The organism is Ammoniphilus soli, from assembly GCF_040813775.1.
On the sequence record NZ_JBEGDL010000002.1, the window covers coordinates 501554 to 519240 of the forward strand.

A 17687-nucleotide genomic window follows, 5' to 3' on the forward strand; every position below is an offset into this window, starting at 1 on the left:
GGATTCGGCCTTTATTAAGTTTATTACAGCAAGTTGTTTTTTACTAATATGGCTTTAATTGTGGGATAATCGATTGGCTCAGGGAGACTTTCCTTGAGCGGCTTTAATTTTTTCTCATCCAATTCCTTATGTTTTTGCAGCACCAGACTCTCCATATCTTCTGTGAAAATGGAGTGCCAATCGATGGGAAGTCCTTCTCTGTACGCTTGAAACAGATGTTCCGAAATCGTTGCCGGAGTCCGTTCCCGTTCACTGGCAATATCTTGAACAGAACGTCCTTTTTGAAACTCTTCATACGTGATTAGATAGCTTGGAGTCACCGTATCCGAAGGTTCCTTTTTCGCGAATGGAGAGGACGACGAATCCGGCTGTTTCTTTTCAATGGGGCCGTTCGCTTCGATAAAATGCTGGATGCCCTGTAAAAACGCTTCCCCGTATTGTACATATTTCTTTTCCCCTACTCCTTTGATCAGAAGCATATCCTGTTCATTCATCGGGATGACACGAGCCATTTCCTTGATGGTGGCATCGGAAAAGATGAGGTACGGCGGGAGATGAGTTTCTTCAGCCATCTGCTTTCTAATACTTCGAAGCTCATCAAACAGAACCTCATGAAAATCGGTTTGGTCGTTCTTCTTGGAAATTGTAGTCTTAATCCAAATCTTTGTTTCTCCCTTGAGAACACTTAAGGCCTCCGGTGTTAGTTTGAGGGTTGGATATTTTGCATCCCCCATAACTAGATAGCCATCAGCGACAAGATAGTAGATGAAATTCATAATTTCCTTTTCACCAAAACGGGCAAGAAGTCCATACGTAGTCAATTTATGAAAGCCCAGTTCCATTACTTTTTGACTTCTTGAGCCTTTTAGCACTTTGGCAGTAAGTGTTGCACCAAAGCGTTCACCCATTCGTTTCACGCAGGAAAGAACCATTTGAGCTTCCTTGGTCATATCCTCCTGGTTTCCTTCTTGGCAGCAGTTGCTGCATCGACCGCACTGCTCTTCGCCATTCGGGTCGCCGAAATAGTCCAGAATGTACCGTTGCAGACAGCGGTGCGTATGTCCATAGCTGACCATATCCTGCAGCTTCTTGTATTCCGCTGACTTTTTATCTTCGGAAAGGGATGATTGCTCAATCAAAAATTTCTGAAGTTCAATGTCTTGGCCGGAAAAAAGAAGGTAACAATCGCTCGGTTCCCCATCTCTTCCAGCACGACCTGCTTCCTGATAGTAGGATTCGATATTCATTGGCAGAGCATAGTGGATGACAAAACGGACGTTCGATTTGTCAATCCCCATACCGAATGCATTCGTTGCTACCATGACCGACGCTTTATCCTGGATAAATTGCTCTTGGGCACTCTTCCGTTCCTGCTCAGTTAAACCTGCATGGTAATGAACCGCTGAAAAATGGTTCTCCTTTAACCAATGATAGACTTGGTCTGTGATTTTTCGCGTAGGTGTGTAAATAATTCCGGATTCTTTGGCATGGGAGCGCAAATACTCTAGAATAAAATCATGCTTATCTATCCCTTTCAGCAAATGAAAAGATAAGTTGTCACGGGCAAATCCTGTATTCACCGTATGCTGATCCTCAATTTGCAAAAGTTGCTTGATATCCTGAATCACAAAGTCGGTTGCGGTTGCAGTTAAGGCAACGGTCACAGGAAGATGCCGAAGCTGTTTCAGATTGGGAATTATGGATCGATAGCTCGGTCGAAAATCGTGTCCCCACTGGGAGATGCAATGTGCCTCATCAAAGGCAATGAGGGAGAGCCGCACAGACTGTATGGCACGAATAAAATCCATCGATTCCAATCGTTCAGGTGCGACATAAATAAACTGGTAGCTGCCCTCTTTCAATTTCTGTAAGCGAAATAGCTGTTCAGCTGGCGGAAGAGTACTGTTGATGTAGGTTGCAGGTATGCCCAGCGATATAAGAGAATCTACCTGATCCTGCATTAGGGAAATCAAGGGTGAAATAATCAGTGCCGTTCCATCCATCACGAGTCCCGGAATTTGATAGCAAAGAGACTTTCCCCCGCCTGTTGGCATGATAGCGAGAGAATTATTACCTGCAAGGATATGCTCGATAATCGTCTGTTGTCCTTTGCGAAAGGTGGAATAGCCGAAATATTGTTCTAAAACCTGCTGTGCCTTTTGGAGCATGCCAATCATCCTTCAACTATTTTCATCTCATCTATCCTAACAATTTCTCAGATGAAATGATACCCCTATTGCGTGTTAACATTTCCTTGCAATTGCTTCAGCCACATGAATGATGCCATCTTCGTCATCCGTGTAAGCCGTAGATAATTGACTGATCCAAAAGCGAGGATCATCTAATGACTTCGTCCCCTCTTTTACAAAGGTGGACCAATTCCACTGAGGAATAGAGACTAGCCATCCATGATCTCTCTGGCGCCGCATGGAGCGGTACACATCATAGTCAATCTTGGAGACATAGACTTGTATGGTTTCTTCGTTCACATCTACTCGAAAAGCGCGAATCATGTTATCCCTTGCACCTCTGTTATTTTTGCTATTCAGTATAGCGGTAGAATGAGGAAAAAGATACCTATGAGATGAAAAGTATATTATTTTAAGTGAAATTTTTCATCCGAAAAGGAAAATTTTACCCTTGATCGAATAGTAAAAAGGACTGATTCTTTGATAATTCGTTCTGAAGGAGGGCATGTCCATGAAAGAGCTTGTCGGTTATCAGTTTGAACCTTATACCTATAAGGTTGAACTCGGAAAGGTTAAAGAATTCGCTCAAGCCATTGGTGATCCAAATCCTGCCTATTTTTCAGGTGGAGCTCTTCCTCCTACATTTCCAACGGTTGTTGAAATGTGGGGTGGCGTCGATTTCTTTAAATTAATTAATGAACTTGGGTTAAACCTTCCAAAAGTATTGCATGGGGAGCAAGAATATGAATACTTCGCGAAAGTTAGCCCTGGTGACACCCTCACCGTGAACTCGGTGGTTACCAAAACGAGTCAGAAAGCAGGCATGAAATTCGTTACAATCGAATCGGATTTTCATAACGAACTAGGCGAGTTGGTTTGGAAGGGCAAATCAATGCTTATAGAAAGACCGTAGAGGAGGGTTTTGCAATGCATATAGATCTACACTTTCCAGCCATTCAAAAAGGGGAAATCACTCATACCCAGCTCGTCCGCTATGCTGGTGCCTCTGGTGACTTTAATCCGATACATACCGTTGTTCCCTTTGCCCAACAAGAAGCCGGTTTTGATGATGTAATTGCCCACGGCATGCTTATCATGGGATTTGTAGGTCAAGCTATTGGGTCTTGGGTTCCGATAGAACATCTGATGAAATATAGTGTGCGCTTTAAGGCGATGACTCGACCGGGAGAAAAAATTGCGGTGACGGGACATATTGCAGGGGAAACCGATTCAGCATGGCTTTGTGAGGCTGCAGCAAAGAATGAACAAGGGGAAATAAAATTATTAGCAAAGTTTCAAGTCAGGAAAAAATTATGAACACCGGCCCACAAATAAAAAAAGAAAAATGGGGAAGACTAAGATGAAGGAAATTATATATTGAGCAGCTGAAAATCCGCAGATAAACCCTTTTTCTGACTGTTGCTTTTAGCTCGCTTCATGTATAATAGATTTTAGTCTTCGCAAGGCGAATGTGATTTATTATTAAGGGGGATTTTGATTCATGGCTTGGTGGATGTACACCATAATACTAATCGTAATAACTGGTATTATCTATTATTTTCTTTACCGATCAATGAAAAAACGCCAAAATGAGTTTGACGCGATGTATCGGGCTCACAAAGAAGTAAGAGAAATCTTCGTCCTACATAAGAAAATGGTGAAACAACCTATACGACCGAACTTAAAGTTCCCCAAAGTAAAGACCTACCAAGTGACCGCTAGGGTTACATTTTCCCAAAAGTCAAAAGGGGCAAGTTTTACAGCCACTCAGAACGTTACGTTCATGATTGACAAGAAAGAGTATGAGAAAATCCAACCCAACAGGAAATACAAGGTAGAAATTTCCGGAAATTATATCGGAAAAGTCCTTCAAGGGAAAAAAGTAGGGTAAAAAACCGTCATATGGCGGTTTTTTATTTTTTATGGAATATTTCCCCTTTAAACCGACGAAAATACTGAAGGTACTATAGGAAAACAACTTACGGAGGTTTTAATAATGATGATGAATCAACACGCCCTGCAGGAAATTAACCAAGTGAGACAAGGTCTCCAAGCCATGATTCGCCAAACTCAGCAATCCAATGCCATGTATCAGCAAATGCTCCAGCAAGAGCAGCAAAACGCTATGATGTGCGAACAGCTGGCGCAACGAGAGCGCCAAGCTGTGCAAACCATTCAAATGGCATTACAGGGACATCAAACCGCATTGCAGCAATTCCAGCACATGTTGAATCTTTGCAATCACCTAGAACAAGATATCAGATCCATGACCAATAGTCTGCAATCCCAAATGCTCTCTGCGAGTGTTCCCGCAATCCAGTATCGCCAATAAATAATAGGCTAGGCTGACTCATAACAGAGTCAGCTTTTTTTAATCGAATGGATAGGGAGGGAAAAGGTGAAACTAACATGACTAATGCTGTATAAGAGGTGAACCTATGGAATATCAAGAAATCTATACCGGTTCAGAAGAAGCACCCTTTTGGGGTCAGGTCGATGTAGAAGATGTATCCTGTCTTCGGCTAATGATTGTTAACGTTTGTTTAGTAGGCTCTCCTTCACAGACAGGGAGTTCTGATTGGGTCTTGGTTGATGCTGGTCTAGGAAACTCAGCTGAACGTATAATCGAGGCTGCCGCCCAGCGCTTTGGACCGGACAGCCATCCAAAAGCCATTATCCTCACACATGGCCACTTTGACCATGTTGGGTCTCTAACCGAGTTAACCAGTCGATGGGATGTGCCTATTTATGCACATGAATCAGAGCTTCCTTATCTAACAGGTAAAACGGATTACCCGCCTGCTGATCCAAGCGTAGGGGGAGGCCTCATGGCCACCTTATCACCTATGTTTCCTCATAAAGGCATAGACCTGGGAAAACGCGTTCACCCTCTCCCGCAAGATGGCACAATACCGGATATGCCAGAATGGGAATGGATACACACTCCAGGTCACACCCCAGGTCATATTTCCCTTTTTCGAGAGCGAGATCAAAGCTTAATAGCCGGTGATGCAATCATCACGGTAAAACAAGAATCAGTATGGGCAGTCCTGACCCAGGATGCTGAAATTCACGGCCCACCCATGTATTTTACGACGGACTGGGCACAAGCTTGGGGCTCGGTTAAGCGGTTAGAGAACCTTCAGCCCTCTATTATATTCACCGGTCATGGCCACCCAATGTCTGGACCAATATTGAAAGAACAATTATCGCATTTAGCTAAATATTTTGATCAGCTTGCTGTTCCTGAGCACGGCAGATATATAAAACATTAGAAAGAACGAGTCTTTAATGAGCATATCAGAGCTCATTGAAGACTTTTCTTTTTTCCTTCGACTTCTCTCCTTTTCTTTTAGCGTCTACTTTCACTTCTACTAAATTAAATCAACCCTCACAAATTGATAGATTGGGACGAAGTATTTAGGAGTAACACCTAGACTCTACTAAAGGAGAGAGAACTATGTTAAAGCATTTAAAAAGAACGATGGCAATTACGGCCTCTGCAGCCATTCTAGCTTTTGGCTTGTCTACACCTAGCCAAGCGGCAACTGAAAATACGGTGAGATATTATACTATAACCTGGAATGGATATCAGTTTAAAATACCTGTATACAACCAAACGACGACAGTCAACACGCCTACTCAGACCACAACACAGCCGACTCAAACACAAACAACGGTCCCAACAACGACTACCGCACCAACAACCGACAAAACGGTGGTATCTGAAGTTCAACAAGTCGTTGATTTGGTGAATGCGGAAAGAGCGAAGGCAGGACTAGCTCCATTGAAACTCAATACATCCTTGGCCAACGTTGCGAAGGTAAAAGCAGAAGATATGCGGGATAATAACTATTTCTCCCATACTTCCCCTCAATATGGATCTCCATTTGATATGATGAAATCATTCGGGATCCAGTATTCCTATGCTGGCGAAAATATTGCAGCAGGTCAAAAAACTCCTGAAGAAGTCATGAAGAGTTGGATGAACAGTCCTGGACATAAAGCAAATATCCTTAGCAAGAACTTTACTGAAATTGGGGTTGGACTTGCAAAGGGTGGAAGTTATGGAACGTATTGGGTACAACAATTTATCAAGCCTTAATTGGTAGAATAAGTGGAAGCTGTACTTTAAAGTAGATCGATGGTTTGGCCCGAGATGCGGAGGTCTTGAATTAAGTGGAAATTATCCAATTAAACCTATTTTCTGTTACTTTTTCAAGCAAATAGGTGGAAAAACGCCAATTAATGGTTATAAAACGATGAGAAAGATAGGCTTGAGCTGAATTAGGTGGAGCTTTTCCAACTAATCAGACATAATCTAATTTGCTTTTTAATGTAAGTGTCGTTTTTCCACTTATTGACCCTCGTTATCAAGCCTTATTGCCGCTTCAATTCTTAGTGTGATTGCCTACTTGATTGGGGATCAATTGATTCTGCGGATAAGCAACAATATTATTGCCACGGTAGCTGATGCTGGGCTGGCCTGGATTTACTTTTGGGCAGTTGCAAGTATGATGAATTGGTCTCTAACTTGGGGAGAACTTGGCATTATTACGCTGGCTCTTGGAGTGGTCGGATTTATTTTCCATCGTCAACTGGGCTACGATGAGGATAAGGCTACGGCTTAGTCATAACAACATGAATAATAGCTTAAACTGTTCTGAGGAGGCTTTATCATGAAGCAACAGGAAGACATGGCAACGTCTTACCCCAAACAAGAAGGTTCCTCTAAGAATCGGATTCTACCTAATCAGGAAGCGAAGAAAAAAGAAAATAGAATTCTTTCCAAATAGTAGATAAAAAAAGTCAGACCCCAAAATGAATCGGGTCTGACTTTATTTTTATGCCCAGTTGCCATTGCGGAAAATCGGTTCACGCGTTCCGTCTGCCGTTTCTCCATCAATATTCATTTGATCTGATCCAACCATAAAATCTACGTGAGTAATACTGCTGTTCAGTCCCTGAGCTTCCAGCTCTTCCTTGCTCATATTCTTTCTGAAGTGGATAGGAGATCGATTTAATATTGATTTTGATGTGATTTTCGTGACCGATGTGACCATTTAGTGACCATTAAAAACCTTATAGCACTGTAAATCTTCCCTCTTTTTCATAGATAAATCTATCGATAAAGGTACGGTTTATAACTAAATTTATCAATGAAGTTAAAGACAAATATCTATCAAGCAGCAAGCGGATAATGTCTTATATAACCAATTGTAGGTTTACTGTAGATGTTCTGAAGCAATCAAAAGGTATTTTCCTTGACCGCTATAAAAGTGGCTCTACCGCGTCATTAGGCGCTTATATGCGGTCTCTTTTGATTGATAAACAGCAGGTAAGTGACTACAATCGGATGACTTCAAATGGGAACCCAGGTTCCAATTTACAACCATTCCCCTTCTACAATTGGCTCGAAGCACAATAAAAAGAAAAAGGCTCACTAATTAGTGAGCCACAGAGGTTGGAGTTCCATGAATAGTCCATAAATACCGTATATTCATAATAACATGCAGGGACATAATATGAAATATATGGACTATATTTATCCCACAAAAGACGTTTAACTGGCTGCAGGAATAAAAAAAAGACCGCTCCGTAATCACAAGCGGTTAAATGGATGTAAGTGCAATTTGATAAGTACAAAAATAAGTATATCCAGCTAATTTCTTTTGTGTTGTTTGAGGTTAGATTTTCTCACATGGTTTATGTACTATCTAAACCAGATTCAAATTGCTCTTTGACAATCTCATAGGCTTTATGAGCGTTTTCTATATACTCAAGTTTATGCTCTACTCCTTCATCACATAGCTTCAAGATGTTGGATACGGATACCCTGAAGACTCTGTCAAGCTTATGTTTATAATCCAAGTTGTCATATTTAGGCTGGACACTGAAGAGCAAAGCAATCTGAAATAAGTCAATAAAGTATTCGGTACTGTACATTTTGGGATAAAGCATAATTTCCACTCCCTTACATTTTCTTCCTATACCATAATACCAGAAAGAGGAGTAGAGAAATGTAAATGAATTATGAATATTTTTATAAATTGGAAATGGCCAATCTAACCTATCTATTACCATGCTGATCATATCTTGGGTTGGATAATATGATTCGTATTAACCAGTTCCATATATCCTGTGCCACGCTTAGAATCGCTCATATTGCAGCCACTCTGCGAATGTAAGCTCGATCAGAAAGGACGCTGGCTCATGGTCGATCAGGAAACGCTTGAGCGGGCGTATGTCTGCGCCAGATGCAAGCGCCGTATCTATCCGAAGGCACAATAAAATACCGGTAGCCCTCGCTAAGCTACCGGATATCAAAGTCGGTCATGTTTTATAAGGAGTTAATCTGATAAAGATGCTCTCAAAGCTTGGAGATATAAAAGGGAGAATTGTTGATCATGTAGGAACTCCTATATCAGGAGCCTCCGTTAAACTACAAAAATATAGTAATGAATTGGAAACCGTATTAACAAAATTAGATGGCTCCTACAATTTTTCAGATGTAATTCCATCAGGATCGATTCATGGATATTCTATTTTAGTCTCTGCAGAAGGATATTCCAATGGGGGAAGCAATGACTGGGTTAGTGTACGAAGTGGATTAACGACCACTGTAGACCTAACTTTAAATAAATTATCAACCATTACAGGGAGAGTTGTTGACGATTTAGGTAGCCCGATTTCAGGAGCATCCATCACTTTGGATGGCATATATAATAATTTGGATAAATACGGAATCACAACAGATAAATATGGTTATTATTCCATTCCTAATGTATACACCAGTGACTATTCATATAAGATCATTGCCTCTGCTCCCTACCATGTGAAAAATATTATTTCTGATGTAGTTGTCAGTGAGTTTGGAACAACCATATCCAATATGAACCTATCTTTAGACAGGTACGGTGTCATATCCGGTCAGGTTACCGATGCAACAGGTTCTCCACTGTATTCATGGATTTCTTTTATATCGAACGGACAAAGCATTGATTACGATCAAACAGATAGCCAAGGATATTACTCGGTTACTGTACCACCAGGCACCTATACAATGAAGATTGGCACTATCTCTTATGATGATCAATTTAAAATCATTACGGTTGAAAAAGGGCAATCTGTCACTTTAAATATACAATTTGGTGTTGTTGACCAAAATGGAGATGGTATTATTGATTTGTATGATATTGTGTCTGTATCAAAAACGAATCCTTCCATAATATCGGAATACATTAAGCGATATGGTCAATAAACTACTCAATATATATAGAAGTTTGATAAGCTTTTTCTTACAGCCATTTAGTATTAAAATACCTTATCATATATGCAGAGTAGCTATTGAACTATCGGGATTCTATAGTTAAACAAGGAAAAAGGGTTGCGAAGAAGTCGCGACCCTTTTTTATGCACATTTTATGCAAAATTAACCAAGAAATCCTTTGCAAATTTTCTTTAAAACCCGAAAAGAATCATGTGCCATTGGAAATGTAAATTCGGCTTTTCCTAAAAAATAATTCGGCTATATCACTACACAAATTCCGTTGCTAGTTTGGTTTTTTCGGAAAGTCCTTTATGCTCCTTCTCATCCTTAGATCAATCCCCATAAGTGACAATTACAGAAAAAGTAATTAAGATTGAATGGGGGTAATTACCGAAATCTTAATTAGGGAGGAATGAAGATGAACGAAGAACACTTTTACCCTTTAAAATATTCTTCATAATTACAGAGCTTGGCTAGTATTTTATATCGAATAAAGAAGGGGAGTGATAAGCATTAGCGATAACGATGTGTTTCGTGAAATTGGTGAAAGCTCGCTAAAAATCGGTTTAAATTTTCTGGTGGTAACTGTGGTTATGTGGACATCAAAGGTAATGATGGCAAGTAATCTTGATAGTACAATGTTTTGGATTTGGTTTACATTTGCAGTATTTGGAGTCCTTTATTTCATCACTCTTATTGGTTATACAGTCCAACATTACTACGAGATATTTAAAAGAAGAAGACAACGTAGTATGTAATTCTTGTCCGCTCAATAAGAGCGGATTTTTTAATTGAGGTGATAACCATTGATAAACAACAAAAGAAACTCCTTGTTTACTATCTAAAGAAAACTTTCTCCAAAGAAGTAGCAACAGAGTTACTAATAAAATATAAAAATAAATTAACTGGTTCACATGGACTACGTAAAAAACTTGCAGAGGCTAATAAAGAGTATTTTGGAAAGTGTTACTTCCCCAAGTATTTTAACCGTCCCTCTCCAGCCTTTCACACAGAAATTGAAGACCATCTTCAGCTTATGTTGGATGGTAAATTAAAGAATCTCTGTGTTGTTGCTCCTCGCGGACACTCCAAGAGAAAGACAAGAACAATTATTTATATGTTATCGATGGAGATTGCCGAAGATTAAAACCGGATGAATTTACAGGAAGGAAAAGGCGGTATGCCTTCCGGTCTTGTTTCTGGAAACGAAGAAGCAGTGGCGGAATTCATCATCGAATTGGGTCAAAATTCAAGCAATTCGTCTCAAGTTGAAAAAAGTAAAGATGAATTGATACCTAGTTCAACATATAAAAAAGTAGACACTCCTTCTTCAAACAGTTCCTTACTCAAGAGAGGAATTAGAGTCTGATCCACTAGCACCTTCTAAAGATCCAAGAGATTACAACTCGAATGGTGAATATGTCCCACACGATGGAGTATCAAACAATCCAGCGGATTACAATTCTAAAGGAGAATACAAACCTGTAGATCAAATGACACCCGAGGAGATTGAAGCGGAATTAGAGGAGATGTTTGAAAAATCACTTGGTCAATAGGAAGTAGAGTAAAAGGGATGTCGGCTTTAATGGCTGAAATCCTCCGAAAAAATTTTAAAAATAAGACCTACTCTTTTACATTGAGTAGGTCATGCATCTAATACAAACTCCACAAAACTAGGACTCCTCATCAATCCTGATTTCGTCCAACATTGAAATTTAACTTTGCATTTTATCAATGGCTCTAGATAGATCCAATTCTTATCTTCATTTCTAATAATTTGCTTAGAAATTTGATTAAAAGCCTTCTTTTCATCTGGTGGTACAAATTCAGTTACTCCTACATACTTTCCATTCTTCGTCAAAGACCAAGCGAATTGGTCTTTTCTTATGGCTGCTATTTCCACTTCCTCAAATTGATAATTCTTTACTTTAACCCAATCATGAGAGCGGGTATCTAGTGTGTATTTGCTTCCCTTCCTCTTGGACACAATTCCTTCTAATCCCATCTTTGATACAGAATGAAAAAGTTCCTCTCCATCTTCAAATGACTCACAAGCTGAGATTTCTTTAGAGAAATGAACAACATTATATAAATGTTTTAAACGATCTTCCAAAGCTAATTTGGTTATATCCTGATCATTTAGAAAGAGGATATCATAAGCCACGAAATGAGTTGGTAGAGTTTTAGTCCCACGTTTAATGGATAACTCATTGGATGCTTGAAAGCGTGACATGACTGATTCGAAACAAGGCTTGTTGGATTCATCTAAGACAATCATTTCCCCATCTAGGATGGCATTTTGAACGTTTAACTCAATGTTCTTCATTTCAGGGAACTGGAGAGTACATTCATTCTGATTTCGGGTGAATAGTTTTACTTGTCCATTATCGTAATGGAGTAAAGAACGGAAACCGTCCCATTTTAATTGATGGAGGTAATCACCATTTGGGACGTTATTTGATTTATGGAGAAGCATTGGTTTTATTGGACTATTTAGCATGTTAATCACCATAGATAGCTTACCATTACAGGGGGTAAGGTGAAATATGAGATTGGTGGTAAATTGCAAGTACTTTATTAAGAGTGGCTTTTATGATATTCCATTTTTGTTCTATTTAATGTGGAACTGTAGGATAATTAAGCAAGGTAGGATTTATTAATCTTACTCAATTAACCAAATAACACTTTTTCTTCAGGATGTACTGATGGAAGTTCTTTTTGCTTTCTGTTTCCATTCAAATGATTGTAGAATAAACAGAGATGAGAATAGTACTATGTTATGATTAATAGTCAGTGATAATAGGCTAATAAAATAAATATTTGTGTACGCGGAGGAACCGATGTTTACCAAATCAGAATTGGAAGATCAGTATCTATTTTCAAGGGTATTTGATCATGCTCCTATTGGAATGGCTTTAGTAACACCCGAAGGACGACTTATAAAAGTGAATCCATCTTTATGTAATATGCTAGGATACAGCGAAAATGAATTAATCCAACATACCATCCAATCCATCACCCACCCAGACGATTTAGAATTGAATATGGAGTTTCGAACCAAAGCGGTAAAAGGTGAAATCAATAGCTATCGAATGGAGAAAAGGTATATTCATAAATCCGGGAAAACGATATGGGGGCTTTTAAGTGTCACAGTAGAAAGAGACCACCAAGGTAATATTGGATATTTCATTTCTCAATTAGTAGATATAACGGAACAAAAAGCGAAGGAAGAAGAGTTAAGGAAAATTCAAGAGCTTCACCAAATCATATCTGAAAACTCACAAGATATGATTGTCTGCCTTACGTCAGAGGGGATCGTATCGTATGTTTCGCATTCTATCCATGATCAACTTGGTTATAACCCGGAAGAGTTTCTCGGTAAAAATGCCTATGACTTTTGGCATCCAGAGGATGTAGATAACTGGGTTAAGCAGGAAAATCAAGACAGCAGAAAAATTGTTTATCGTATCCGTCATAAAAATGGGCATTATGTTTGGCAAGAAGCCCTATCCAAAAAAATACGAAATGATGCGGGGCAGATTCAGCATGTTATCGGAATATGCCGCGATATAACGGAACGGAGGCAAACGGAGGAATTAATCCGCCGATCAGAGAAACTTTCTGTAGTCGGGGAATTAGCTGCTGGGATTGCCCATGAAATCAGGAATCCATTGACTAGTCTACGTGGTTTCATTCAACTGTTCAAATCGGAAGATACATTGGGTGTGAAGAGACTACGACATGAAATCATGTTATCAGAAATAGATCGAATCAATGAAATTGTAGGAGAATTATTGGTGCTGGCTAAACCGTCACAAGAACAATATAATCTGAGATCCATTACTGAAATGTTGAATGATATTATCACGTTGCTCGAAGCTCAAGCAAATCTTTTGGATGTTGAAATTAAAAAGGAATTTGACTCAGAGTTACCCCTCGTGGTTTGCAACAGTAGCATCAAGCAAGTATTCATTAATCTTTTGAAAAATGCTATGGAATCCATGCCGCATGGTGGAAAAATATTCATTCAAGCTAAGAAAATGGATGATAAAATCTGTATTCGAGTGATAGATCAGGGAGAGGGCATTCCTCAAGATCAATTATTGAAGATTGGGCAACCATTCTATACGACAAAAGAAACGGGAACTGGATTAGGGTTAATGGTTAGCCAACGTATCATCCTAAATCATAAGGGAACGATGCATATAGAAAGTGAATGGCGAAGAGGTACCACCGTTGAGATAACGATACCTTTGATAAACGATACCAAAACCTAACCAAATGATTCTTTTTTGTTCACGTCTTGTGTTCCAGTAAATGTGGGTGAGTTTTTTAAATGAACATCAATGAGGTGTCGGGGTATACTAATAAAAAACTTATGAGGTTTTTAAAATGTTGATGGTTTTATGGCACTACCTATGGGTGGCTACTGTTATAAGTGTCGTTGGTGGAGTTTTTTATGGTGTAACTTACGCAATCAATTGCTAAAACGAAGGCGAGCACGTCATTAAAAGGAAGTTGTTTAGAACATAAAATTTTATGAAAACCAATTTTCTTCTCACCTACTTCATAAAAAAGAAATAATGTAGAAGAGGTGGTGGGGAAATGGTTAATGAATTTTATATTTCTGAAATTCAGTTTTTATCAGTACAGCATAACGATTTAGTACTGAGGGTTTGGTTCAAAAGTAGGGAAACTGGTGGTAGGATTTCTTTTATTTATAGGTTTGATAGACTGCACACAAATCGGTGGATTTTACATGGGGAACCTCCACCAGAAATCACAGAGGTTGAGGGGTCCCGTGGGTGTAGAGTAATAGAAGTATGATCAAATTACTCTTTCTGTAATTTCAATTAGGTTTTTATTGTGTGTCTTTCGCCGTTTCAGTATAACTCCTCTATGAATAATTTGAATTAGTTTCAAAATAGAGGAGTTGAATTTTATTGAAGCCACATCCAGTTGTAGGTATTGTATACCATTGCGGTCAGAATGAATCTGGCGAAGAACATTCGCATAACATGTATCTTGTGTCTTGGGATGGTCAAAATGTCCATGTCCATCAATTTTCAGGCATCACATCATATGACGTAGGGCATCGACATCGATACATCGGTCGAACGGAACCAGCGCCTAGTGGTGTCCAGCACATCCATGCATATTATACCGTGACATCCTTTGATGATGGACATGAGCACATTATTAAAGGGAGAACAGGACCAGCTGTTCCGATACCTGGTGGAGGACATATTCACTTTTTTGAAGGTTATACGACGGTTAACGGTAGGCCTCCTCATTCCCACTACTATTCTGGTAAGACTACAGTATAAACAAATGACAATATTTTTGTACATCGACCATTCCGTTAAAACCAACGATATGGTCTTTTTATTTTCTAACCAAAACTAACGTTTATGTATCAAAAATAAAGCGAAGACGAATGTCTCCGCTTTTAAAAAGGAGGATTCTAATGAGTTGTGCTGTTACATGCATGTTTGCTGGGGATTGTGAATCCTATTGGGGAAAGAGACTAAAATACCCCTGGACGACTAATGATTACGAGAAGGATAAAGAGGACAAGGATAAACGCAATGCCACCACCAACTCCTGCACCTGCTCCGTATAGACTCATATGATTTGCCTCCTTTCGTTTTCAACATACTCTTATGGTATGAGTATAAGTTGGATAAGGTACGGGCTATTTGAAAATTAGGTTATAAATTAGTTTTAAGACCATCTAGCGGATCTGTGCGAAATGGTCTTTTTAATTTCACTAATAACTACTACCAGCAAACTATGCTCGAAAAGCCCTTTTTGGAGGTAGGGGTGAAGGGTAGTGCAAATTTGTGACCTCCATTTAATGAGTACATTTTAGTTCATAATATTTGCTAGGTTTTTAGGGGTATAAGTTAAATGACTAACATTTCCCTATTGCATCTCAGATAAAACAAGGCAAAATATAATAGGATTTCTCAGTTTAGGAAATGGAGAGTAGGAGAAAAAATGGGGAGAAAACACGTTGAATTAAAGTTAGATCAGGTGACTTATGGGCACGATACAAGCGCCCAAAAAGAATTTGAAGAGATCATGATTAAAATGATTAAATACTATCTTCAGCAAAAATCAAAAGCTTCTGAGAGAGAGTGGTCTCATGAGTAAAAAACGGCAAGTTGAGTTGAAGTTAGGGAAAAGTAACTTATGGGCATGACCCTAGTAAACAAAAAGATTTTGAAGAGACCATGATTAAGATGATTCAGCATTATCTTAGACAAAAAGTCAGAGAACAGAATAACCAAAGTCATTCATAAAGGGTGGCTTTTTATTGTAAAAAAGTAAGGAGTGTCAGTGTCCTATGTATTACCACAAAAACAAAAAACAATCATTATCCTTGTTTATCTGCTGTCCTGAAAACATAACACATCATAACCAGATTGAAGTCGTCTATGATTCTGATTATAAATTTTATAAAGAGCCTTAACCACTACAATGCGCAAGTAGTGGTTTTTGTATTGGGTAAAAGATAAATCTTCCATCCAAATACATAATAATATGGTAAACTATACCTGTAGTTAATTTGTACTGGGATGGTGGCATATGCCTAAAATCATGCTTAAAACAGTTGATGGTCATATTTATAAGGGTGATTTAGTCCAAGAGAGCCAAGATGTGATATTGGTTACTAAAGTTGATACCGTTGGAAGTGGCGACGAAATGAAATCATTGAAGACAAACTATGGATATACAGGCAATGTATCTTTCCTCAAAGCAAATCTAATATGGTTCTATATGGAATAGTACCCGTTAATTCGGGTTCTTTTTATTTGCAGTTATCAATCTTCTACCTTAAAATTAGGTAGGAGGGATTTTATGAGCGATGAACATAATAAGCAGTTAGGTCATTTTCCAGAAAGAAAAGATTTAGTGTACTGGTTACTTTTTTTCTTTTGCCATAATAGTTGTGGTAGCTGTGTGGAAAACAAATGATCCAAAGTTCCTTAATGACCAAATTTCTTTTGGAGCAACATTAGCATCAATACTCCTAGCGGTTACTGCAATCATTTTTTCTTTTATACAGTCAAGTGATGCTTCTAGAGATAATGGGGCTATAAGATATACCCTTGATAAAATTACTCATAAGGTAGATGAGTTAGAGAAAGTAAAGAATGAATTGAAATTGGTTAGGGATTCATTTGAGTCTTTTAGGTCATCTTCTGATGTTAATATGGAGAAGATCTTAGCAGCAGTAAGTAATATGGAACAAGTAAGCAATAGTAACATAGAGGATTCTTTTAATACTCTTAAGGAAAAAGGGATTGAAGTACCTGATGAAGTTAAGATTGAAATTATTAGCAAAGCTAAGATGAATGTCAAAGAGGAAGTGGTTAAAATCAAGGAGAGAATAGTCGATCTTGATGAAAATGAATTAGCTTTTGCAAGGGCAATTGATAAAGCTTGCATAGTGAACCAGACAATCAAAGGTGATGAAGTTAAGGCGATTATGGATAGACTTGCTTTTAATCCAAATGATATTTCTAGGATAGTTATGAAGGTACATAGTATTGGTTTTATAAGCATGTACATAGAGGATGGTAGGACATCAATCACAAAGTTAAAGAATCTAGATGAATATGGTTATTAGCAGGAAATATTATTCCCTTTCACGTAGTAATAAAAGGTGAGGGGGAGAATAAATGCTCAAGAGGAAGAAAAAAAAAAAGAAACAGACATTCTAGAGAGTGTTGAATCACTTATTGCTTACAAAAATGAATTAATGAAATTGGATTAGGAACAATTAAGGATTCTTAGATTAAATTCAGTAGCAACTGAACATTTTGCTAAGGAAGCATTTTCTTCTCAGCAAATTATGATTACATTTGTTCTAGGATTAGTTGCTTTTAATCTGAGAGGATTAATCGATGAATCAATGATTGTTAGCTTTGTTACCGAGGGGATATATTTGTTGCTTATTCTTTCGATATTTAGGGTGATTAGGCGATTTCACGAAAGTAAGATAAATGCATTGCTCAAAAAAGAAGTTATTCAATATTGTTTAGATGAAAAGGAAAGAGAAAAGAAGAAGGATAAAAGTAATGTTAGATAGTAAGAAGGAGCAAAGTGAAGAGGCGCTGAATAAGCGTCTTTTTCTTTTGGGATCTGCCCAGCAAGAAATATAACCGTATTATCCTGCTGGGGGATCACCAGGAGACAAAGCACTCCCGTAATTACGATTT

At 38.5% G+C, this 17687-nt stretch carries 21 protein-coding genes and 1 pseudogene; 15 read left to right on the forward strand and 7 right to left on the reverse strand.

Features of this window, described 5'->3' with window-relative positions; translation table 11 throughout:
* Nucleotides 1-23: 23 nt before the first annotated feature.
* Both recQ and ABLT31_RS07285 read right to left on the reverse strand, forming a co-directional pair.
* Nucleotides 24-2168, reverse strand: a complete 2145-nt coding sequence (recQ, locus tag ABLT31_RS07280) for a DNA helicase RecQ (protein WP_367750166.1) — start codon at nt 2166-2168, stop codon at nt 24-26.
* Nucleotides 2169-2243: 75 nt separating this feature from the next.
* Nucleotides 2244-2513 (reverse strand): hypothetical protein, encoded by a 270-nt coding sequence (locus ABLT31_RS07285; RefSeq protein WP_367750168.1) that lies wholly within the window; start codon nt 2511-2513, stop codon nt 2244-2246.
* Between the two features lie 187 nt (nt 2514-2700).
* Between ABLT31_RS07285 and ABLT31_RS07290 the strand changes: the two genes are divergently transcribed.
* From ABLT31_RS07290 to ABLT31_RS07320, 7 genes are all read left to right on the forward strand, one after another.
* Nucleotides 2701-3102: an FAS1-like dehydratase domain-containing protein gene (locus tag ABLT31_RS07290; RefSeq protein WP_367750170.1), complete on the forward strand. Its 402-nt coding sequence runs from the start codon at nt 2701-2703 to the stop codon at nt 3100-3102.
* A gap of 14 nt (nt 3103-3116) precedes the next feature.
* A complete protein-coding gene (locus ABLT31_RS07295; protein ID WP_367750172.1) occupies nt 3117-3506 on the forward strand; it encodes a MaoC/PaaZ C-terminal domain-containing protein in 390 nt (129 codons plus the stop codon).
* A 256-nt stretch (nt 3507-3762) separates the two neighbouring features.
* Nucleotides 3763-4080, forward strand: a complete 318-nt coding sequence (locus ABLT31_RS07300; protein ID WP_367750173.1) for a hypothetical protein — start codon at nt 3763-3765, stop codon at nt 4078-4080.
* Between the two features lie 105 nt (nt 4081-4185).
* Complete coding sequence (locus ABLT31_RS07305) at nt 4186-4521, forward strand: hypothetical protein (protein WP_367750175.1); 336 nt, start codon at nt 4186-4188, stop codon at nt 4519-4521.
* 106 nt (nt 4522-4627) lie between these two features.
* A complete protein-coding gene (locus ABLT31_RS07310; protein ID WP_367750177.1) occupies nt 4628-5464 on the forward strand; it encodes an MBL fold metallo-hydrolase in 837 nt (278 codons plus the stop codon).
* A gap of 185 nt (nt 5465-5649) precedes the next feature.
* Nucleotides 5650-6294 (forward strand): CAP domain-containing protein, encoded by a 645-nt coding sequence (locus ABLT31_RS07315; RefSeq protein ID WP_367750179.1) that lies wholly within the window; start codon nt 5650-5652, stop codon nt 6292-6294.
* 277 nt (nt 6295-6571) lie between these two features.
* On the forward strand, nt 6572-6820 hold the full coding sequence (locus ABLT31_RS07320; RefSeq protein ID WP_367750255.1) for a DUF2512 family protein: 249 nt from the start codon (nt 6572-6574) through the stop codon (nt 6818-6820).
* Between the two features lie 213 nt (nt 6821-7033).
* Here ABLT31_RS07320 and ABLT31_RS07325 read toward each other — a convergent pair.
* The 3 genes and pseudogenes from ABLT31_RS07325 to ABLT31_RS07335 all read right to left on the reverse strand — a co-directional run.
* Nucleotides 7034-7186: pseudogene (locus ABLT31_RS07325) on the reverse strand (aminopeptidase); the annotation flags it as partial.
* Nucleotides 7187-7895: 709 nt separating this feature from the next.
* Nucleotides 7896-8150 (reverse strand): hypothetical protein, encoded by a 255-nt coding sequence (locus ABLT31_RS07330; RefSeq protein WP_367750181.1) that lies wholly within the window; start codon nt 8148-8150, stop codon nt 7896-7898.
* A 189-nt stretch (nt 8151-8339) separates the two neighbouring features.
* Nucleotides 8340-8477, reverse strand: coding sequence for a hypothetical protein (locus ABLT31_RS07335; protein WP_367750183.1), 138 nt, complete (start codon nt 8475-8477; stop codon nt 8340-8342).
* Between the two features lie 76 nt (nt 8478-8553).
* Between ABLT31_RS07335 and ABLT31_RS07340 the strand changes: the two genes are divergently transcribed.
* From ABLT31_RS07340 to ABLT31_RS07350, 3 genes are all read left to right on the forward strand, one after another.
* Nucleotides 8554-9450, forward strand: a complete 897-nt coding sequence (locus tag ABLT31_RS07340) for a carboxypeptidase-like regulatory domain-containing protein (RefSeq protein ID WP_367750185.1) — start codon at nt 8554-8556, stop codon at nt 9448-9450.
* 805 nt (nt 9451-10255) lie between these two features.
* Complete coding sequence (locus tag ABLT31_RS07345; protein WP_367750187.1) at nt 10256-10606, forward strand: hypothetical protein; 351 nt, start codon at nt 10256-10258, stop codon at nt 10604-10606.
* Nucleotides 10607-10612: 6 nt separating this feature from the next.
* Nucleotides 10613-10828 carry a hypothetical protein gene (locus ABLT31_RS07350; protein ID WP_367750189.1) on the forward strand — a complete coding sequence of 72 codons (216 nt, stop codon included), beginning with the start codon at nt 10613-10615 and terminating at the stop codon, nt 10826-10828.
* Nucleotides 10829-11104: 276 nt separating this feature from the next.
* Here the strand turns inward: ABLT31_RS07350 and ABLT31_RS07355 are convergent, their stop codons facing one another.
* Nucleotides 11105-11971 (reverse strand): ATP-dependent DNA ligase, encoded by an 867-nt coding sequence (locus ABLT31_RS07355; RefSeq protein WP_367750191.1) that lies wholly within the window; start codon nt 11969-11971, stop codon nt 11105-11107.
* A gap of 328 nt (nt 11972-12299) precedes the next feature.
* Here ABLT31_RS07355 and ABLT31_RS07360 point away from each other — a divergent pair, with 328 nt between their 5' ends.
* The 5 genes from ABLT31_RS07360 to ABLT31_RS07380 all read left to right on the forward strand — a co-directional run bounded on the left by ABLT31_RS07360 (nt 12300) and on the right by ABLT31_RS07380 (nt 17095).
* On the forward strand, nt 12300-13736 hold the full coding sequence (locus ABLT31_RS07360) for a PAS domain-containing sensor histidine kinase (RefSeq protein WP_367750193.1): 1437 nt from the start codon (nt 12300-12302) through the stop codon (nt 13734-13736).
* A 666-nt stretch (nt 13737-14402) separates the two neighbouring features.
* The gene (locus ABLT31_RS07365; RefSeq protein WP_367750195.1) at nt 14403-14786 is read left to right on the forward strand and encodes a YmaF family protein; all 384 of its coding nucleotides are present in this window, start codon (nt 14403-14405) and stop codon (nt 14784-14786) included.
* Nucleotides 14787-15459: 673 nt separating this feature from the next.
* Nucleotides 15460-15615: a hypothetical protein gene (locus tag ABLT31_RS07370; protein ID WP_367750197.1), complete on the forward strand. Its 156-nt coding sequence runs from the start codon at nt 15460-15462 to the stop codon at nt 15613-15615.
* Between the two features lie 435 nt (nt 15616-16050).
* Complete coding sequence (locus tag ABLT31_RS07375; RefSeq protein WP_367750198.1) at nt 16051-16251, forward strand: hypothetical protein; 201 nt, start codon at nt 16051-16053, stop codon at nt 16249-16251.
* A 163-nt stretch (nt 16252-16414) separates the two neighbouring features.
* Nucleotides 16415-17095 carry a hypothetical protein gene (locus tag ABLT31_RS07380; RefSeq protein WP_367750200.1) on the forward strand — a complete coding sequence of 227 codons (681 nt, stop codon included), beginning with the start codon at nt 16415-16417 and terminating at the stop codon, nt 17093-17095.
* 401 nt (nt 17096-17496) lie between these two features.
* Here the strand turns inward: ABLT31_RS07380 and ABLT31_RS07385 are convergent.
* The coding region (locus ABLT31_RS07385; RefSeq protein ID WP_367750202.1) for a hypothetical protein at nt 17497-17687 on the reverse strand (191 nt) is incomplete at its 5' end.

Bases quoted from the DNA above. Each gene is read 5' to 3' on its own strand.
- ABLT31_RS07355 (WP_367750191.1), bottom strand. From the start codon at position 11,971: ATGGTGATTAACATGCTAAATAGTCCAATAAAACCAATGCTTCTCCAT.
- ABLT31_RS07300 (WP_367750173.1), top strand. From the start codon at position 3,763: ATGAAAAAACGCCAAAATGAGTTTGACGCGATGTATCGGGCTCACAAA.
- recQ (WP_367750166.1), bottom strand. From the start codon at position 2,168: ATGCTCCAAAAGGCACAGCAGGTTTTAGAACAATATTTCGGCTATTCC.
- ABLT31_RS07315 (WP_367750179.1), top strand. From the start codon at position 5,650: ATGTTAAAGCATTTAAAAAGAACGATGGCAATTACGGCCTCTGCAGCC.
- ABLT31_RS07375 (WP_367750198.1), top strand. From the start codon at position 16,051: ATGCCTAAAATCATGCTTAAAACAGTTGATGGTCATATTTATAAGGGT.
- ABLT31_RS07370 (WP_367750197.1), top strand. From the start codon at position 15,460: ATGGGGAGAAAACACGTTGAATTAAAGTTAGATCAGGTGACTTATGGG.
- ABLT31_RS07340 (WP_367750185.1), top strand. From the start codon at position 8,554: ATGCTCTCAAAGCTTGGAGATATAAAAGGGAGAATTGTTGATCATGTA.
- ABLT31_RS07285 (WP_367750168.1), bottom strand. From the start codon at position 2,513: ATGATTCGCGCTTTTCGAGTAGATGTGAACGAAGAAACCATACAAGTC.
- ABLT31_RS07350 (WP_367750189.1), top strand. From the start codon at position 10,613: ATGAATTTACAGGAAGGAAAAGGCGGTATGCCTTCCGGTCTTGTTTCT.
- ABLT31_RS07310 (WP_367750177.1), top strand. From the start codon at position 4,628: ATGGAATATCAAGAAATCTATACCGGTTCAGAAGAAGCACCCTTTTGG.
- ABLT31_RS07330 (WP_367750181.1), bottom strand. From the start codon at position 8,150: ATGCTTTATCCCAAAATGTACAGTACCGAATACTTTATTGACTTATTT.
- ABLT31_RS07295 (WP_367750172.1), top strand. From the start codon at position 3,117: ATGCATATAGATCTACACTTTCCAGCCATTCAAAAAGGGGAAATCACT.
- ABLT31_RS07360 (WP_367750193.1), top strand. From the start codon at position 12,300: ATGTTTACCAAATCAGAATTGGAAGATCAGTATCTATTTTCAAGGGTA.
- ABLT31_RS07290 (WP_367750170.1), top strand. From the start codon at position 2,701: ATGAAAGAGCTTGTCGGTTATCAGTTTGAACCTTATACCTATAAGGTT.
- ABLT31_RS07305 (WP_367750175.1), top strand. From the start codon at position 4,186: ATGATGATGAATCAACACGCCCTGCAGGAAATTAACCAAGTGAGACAA.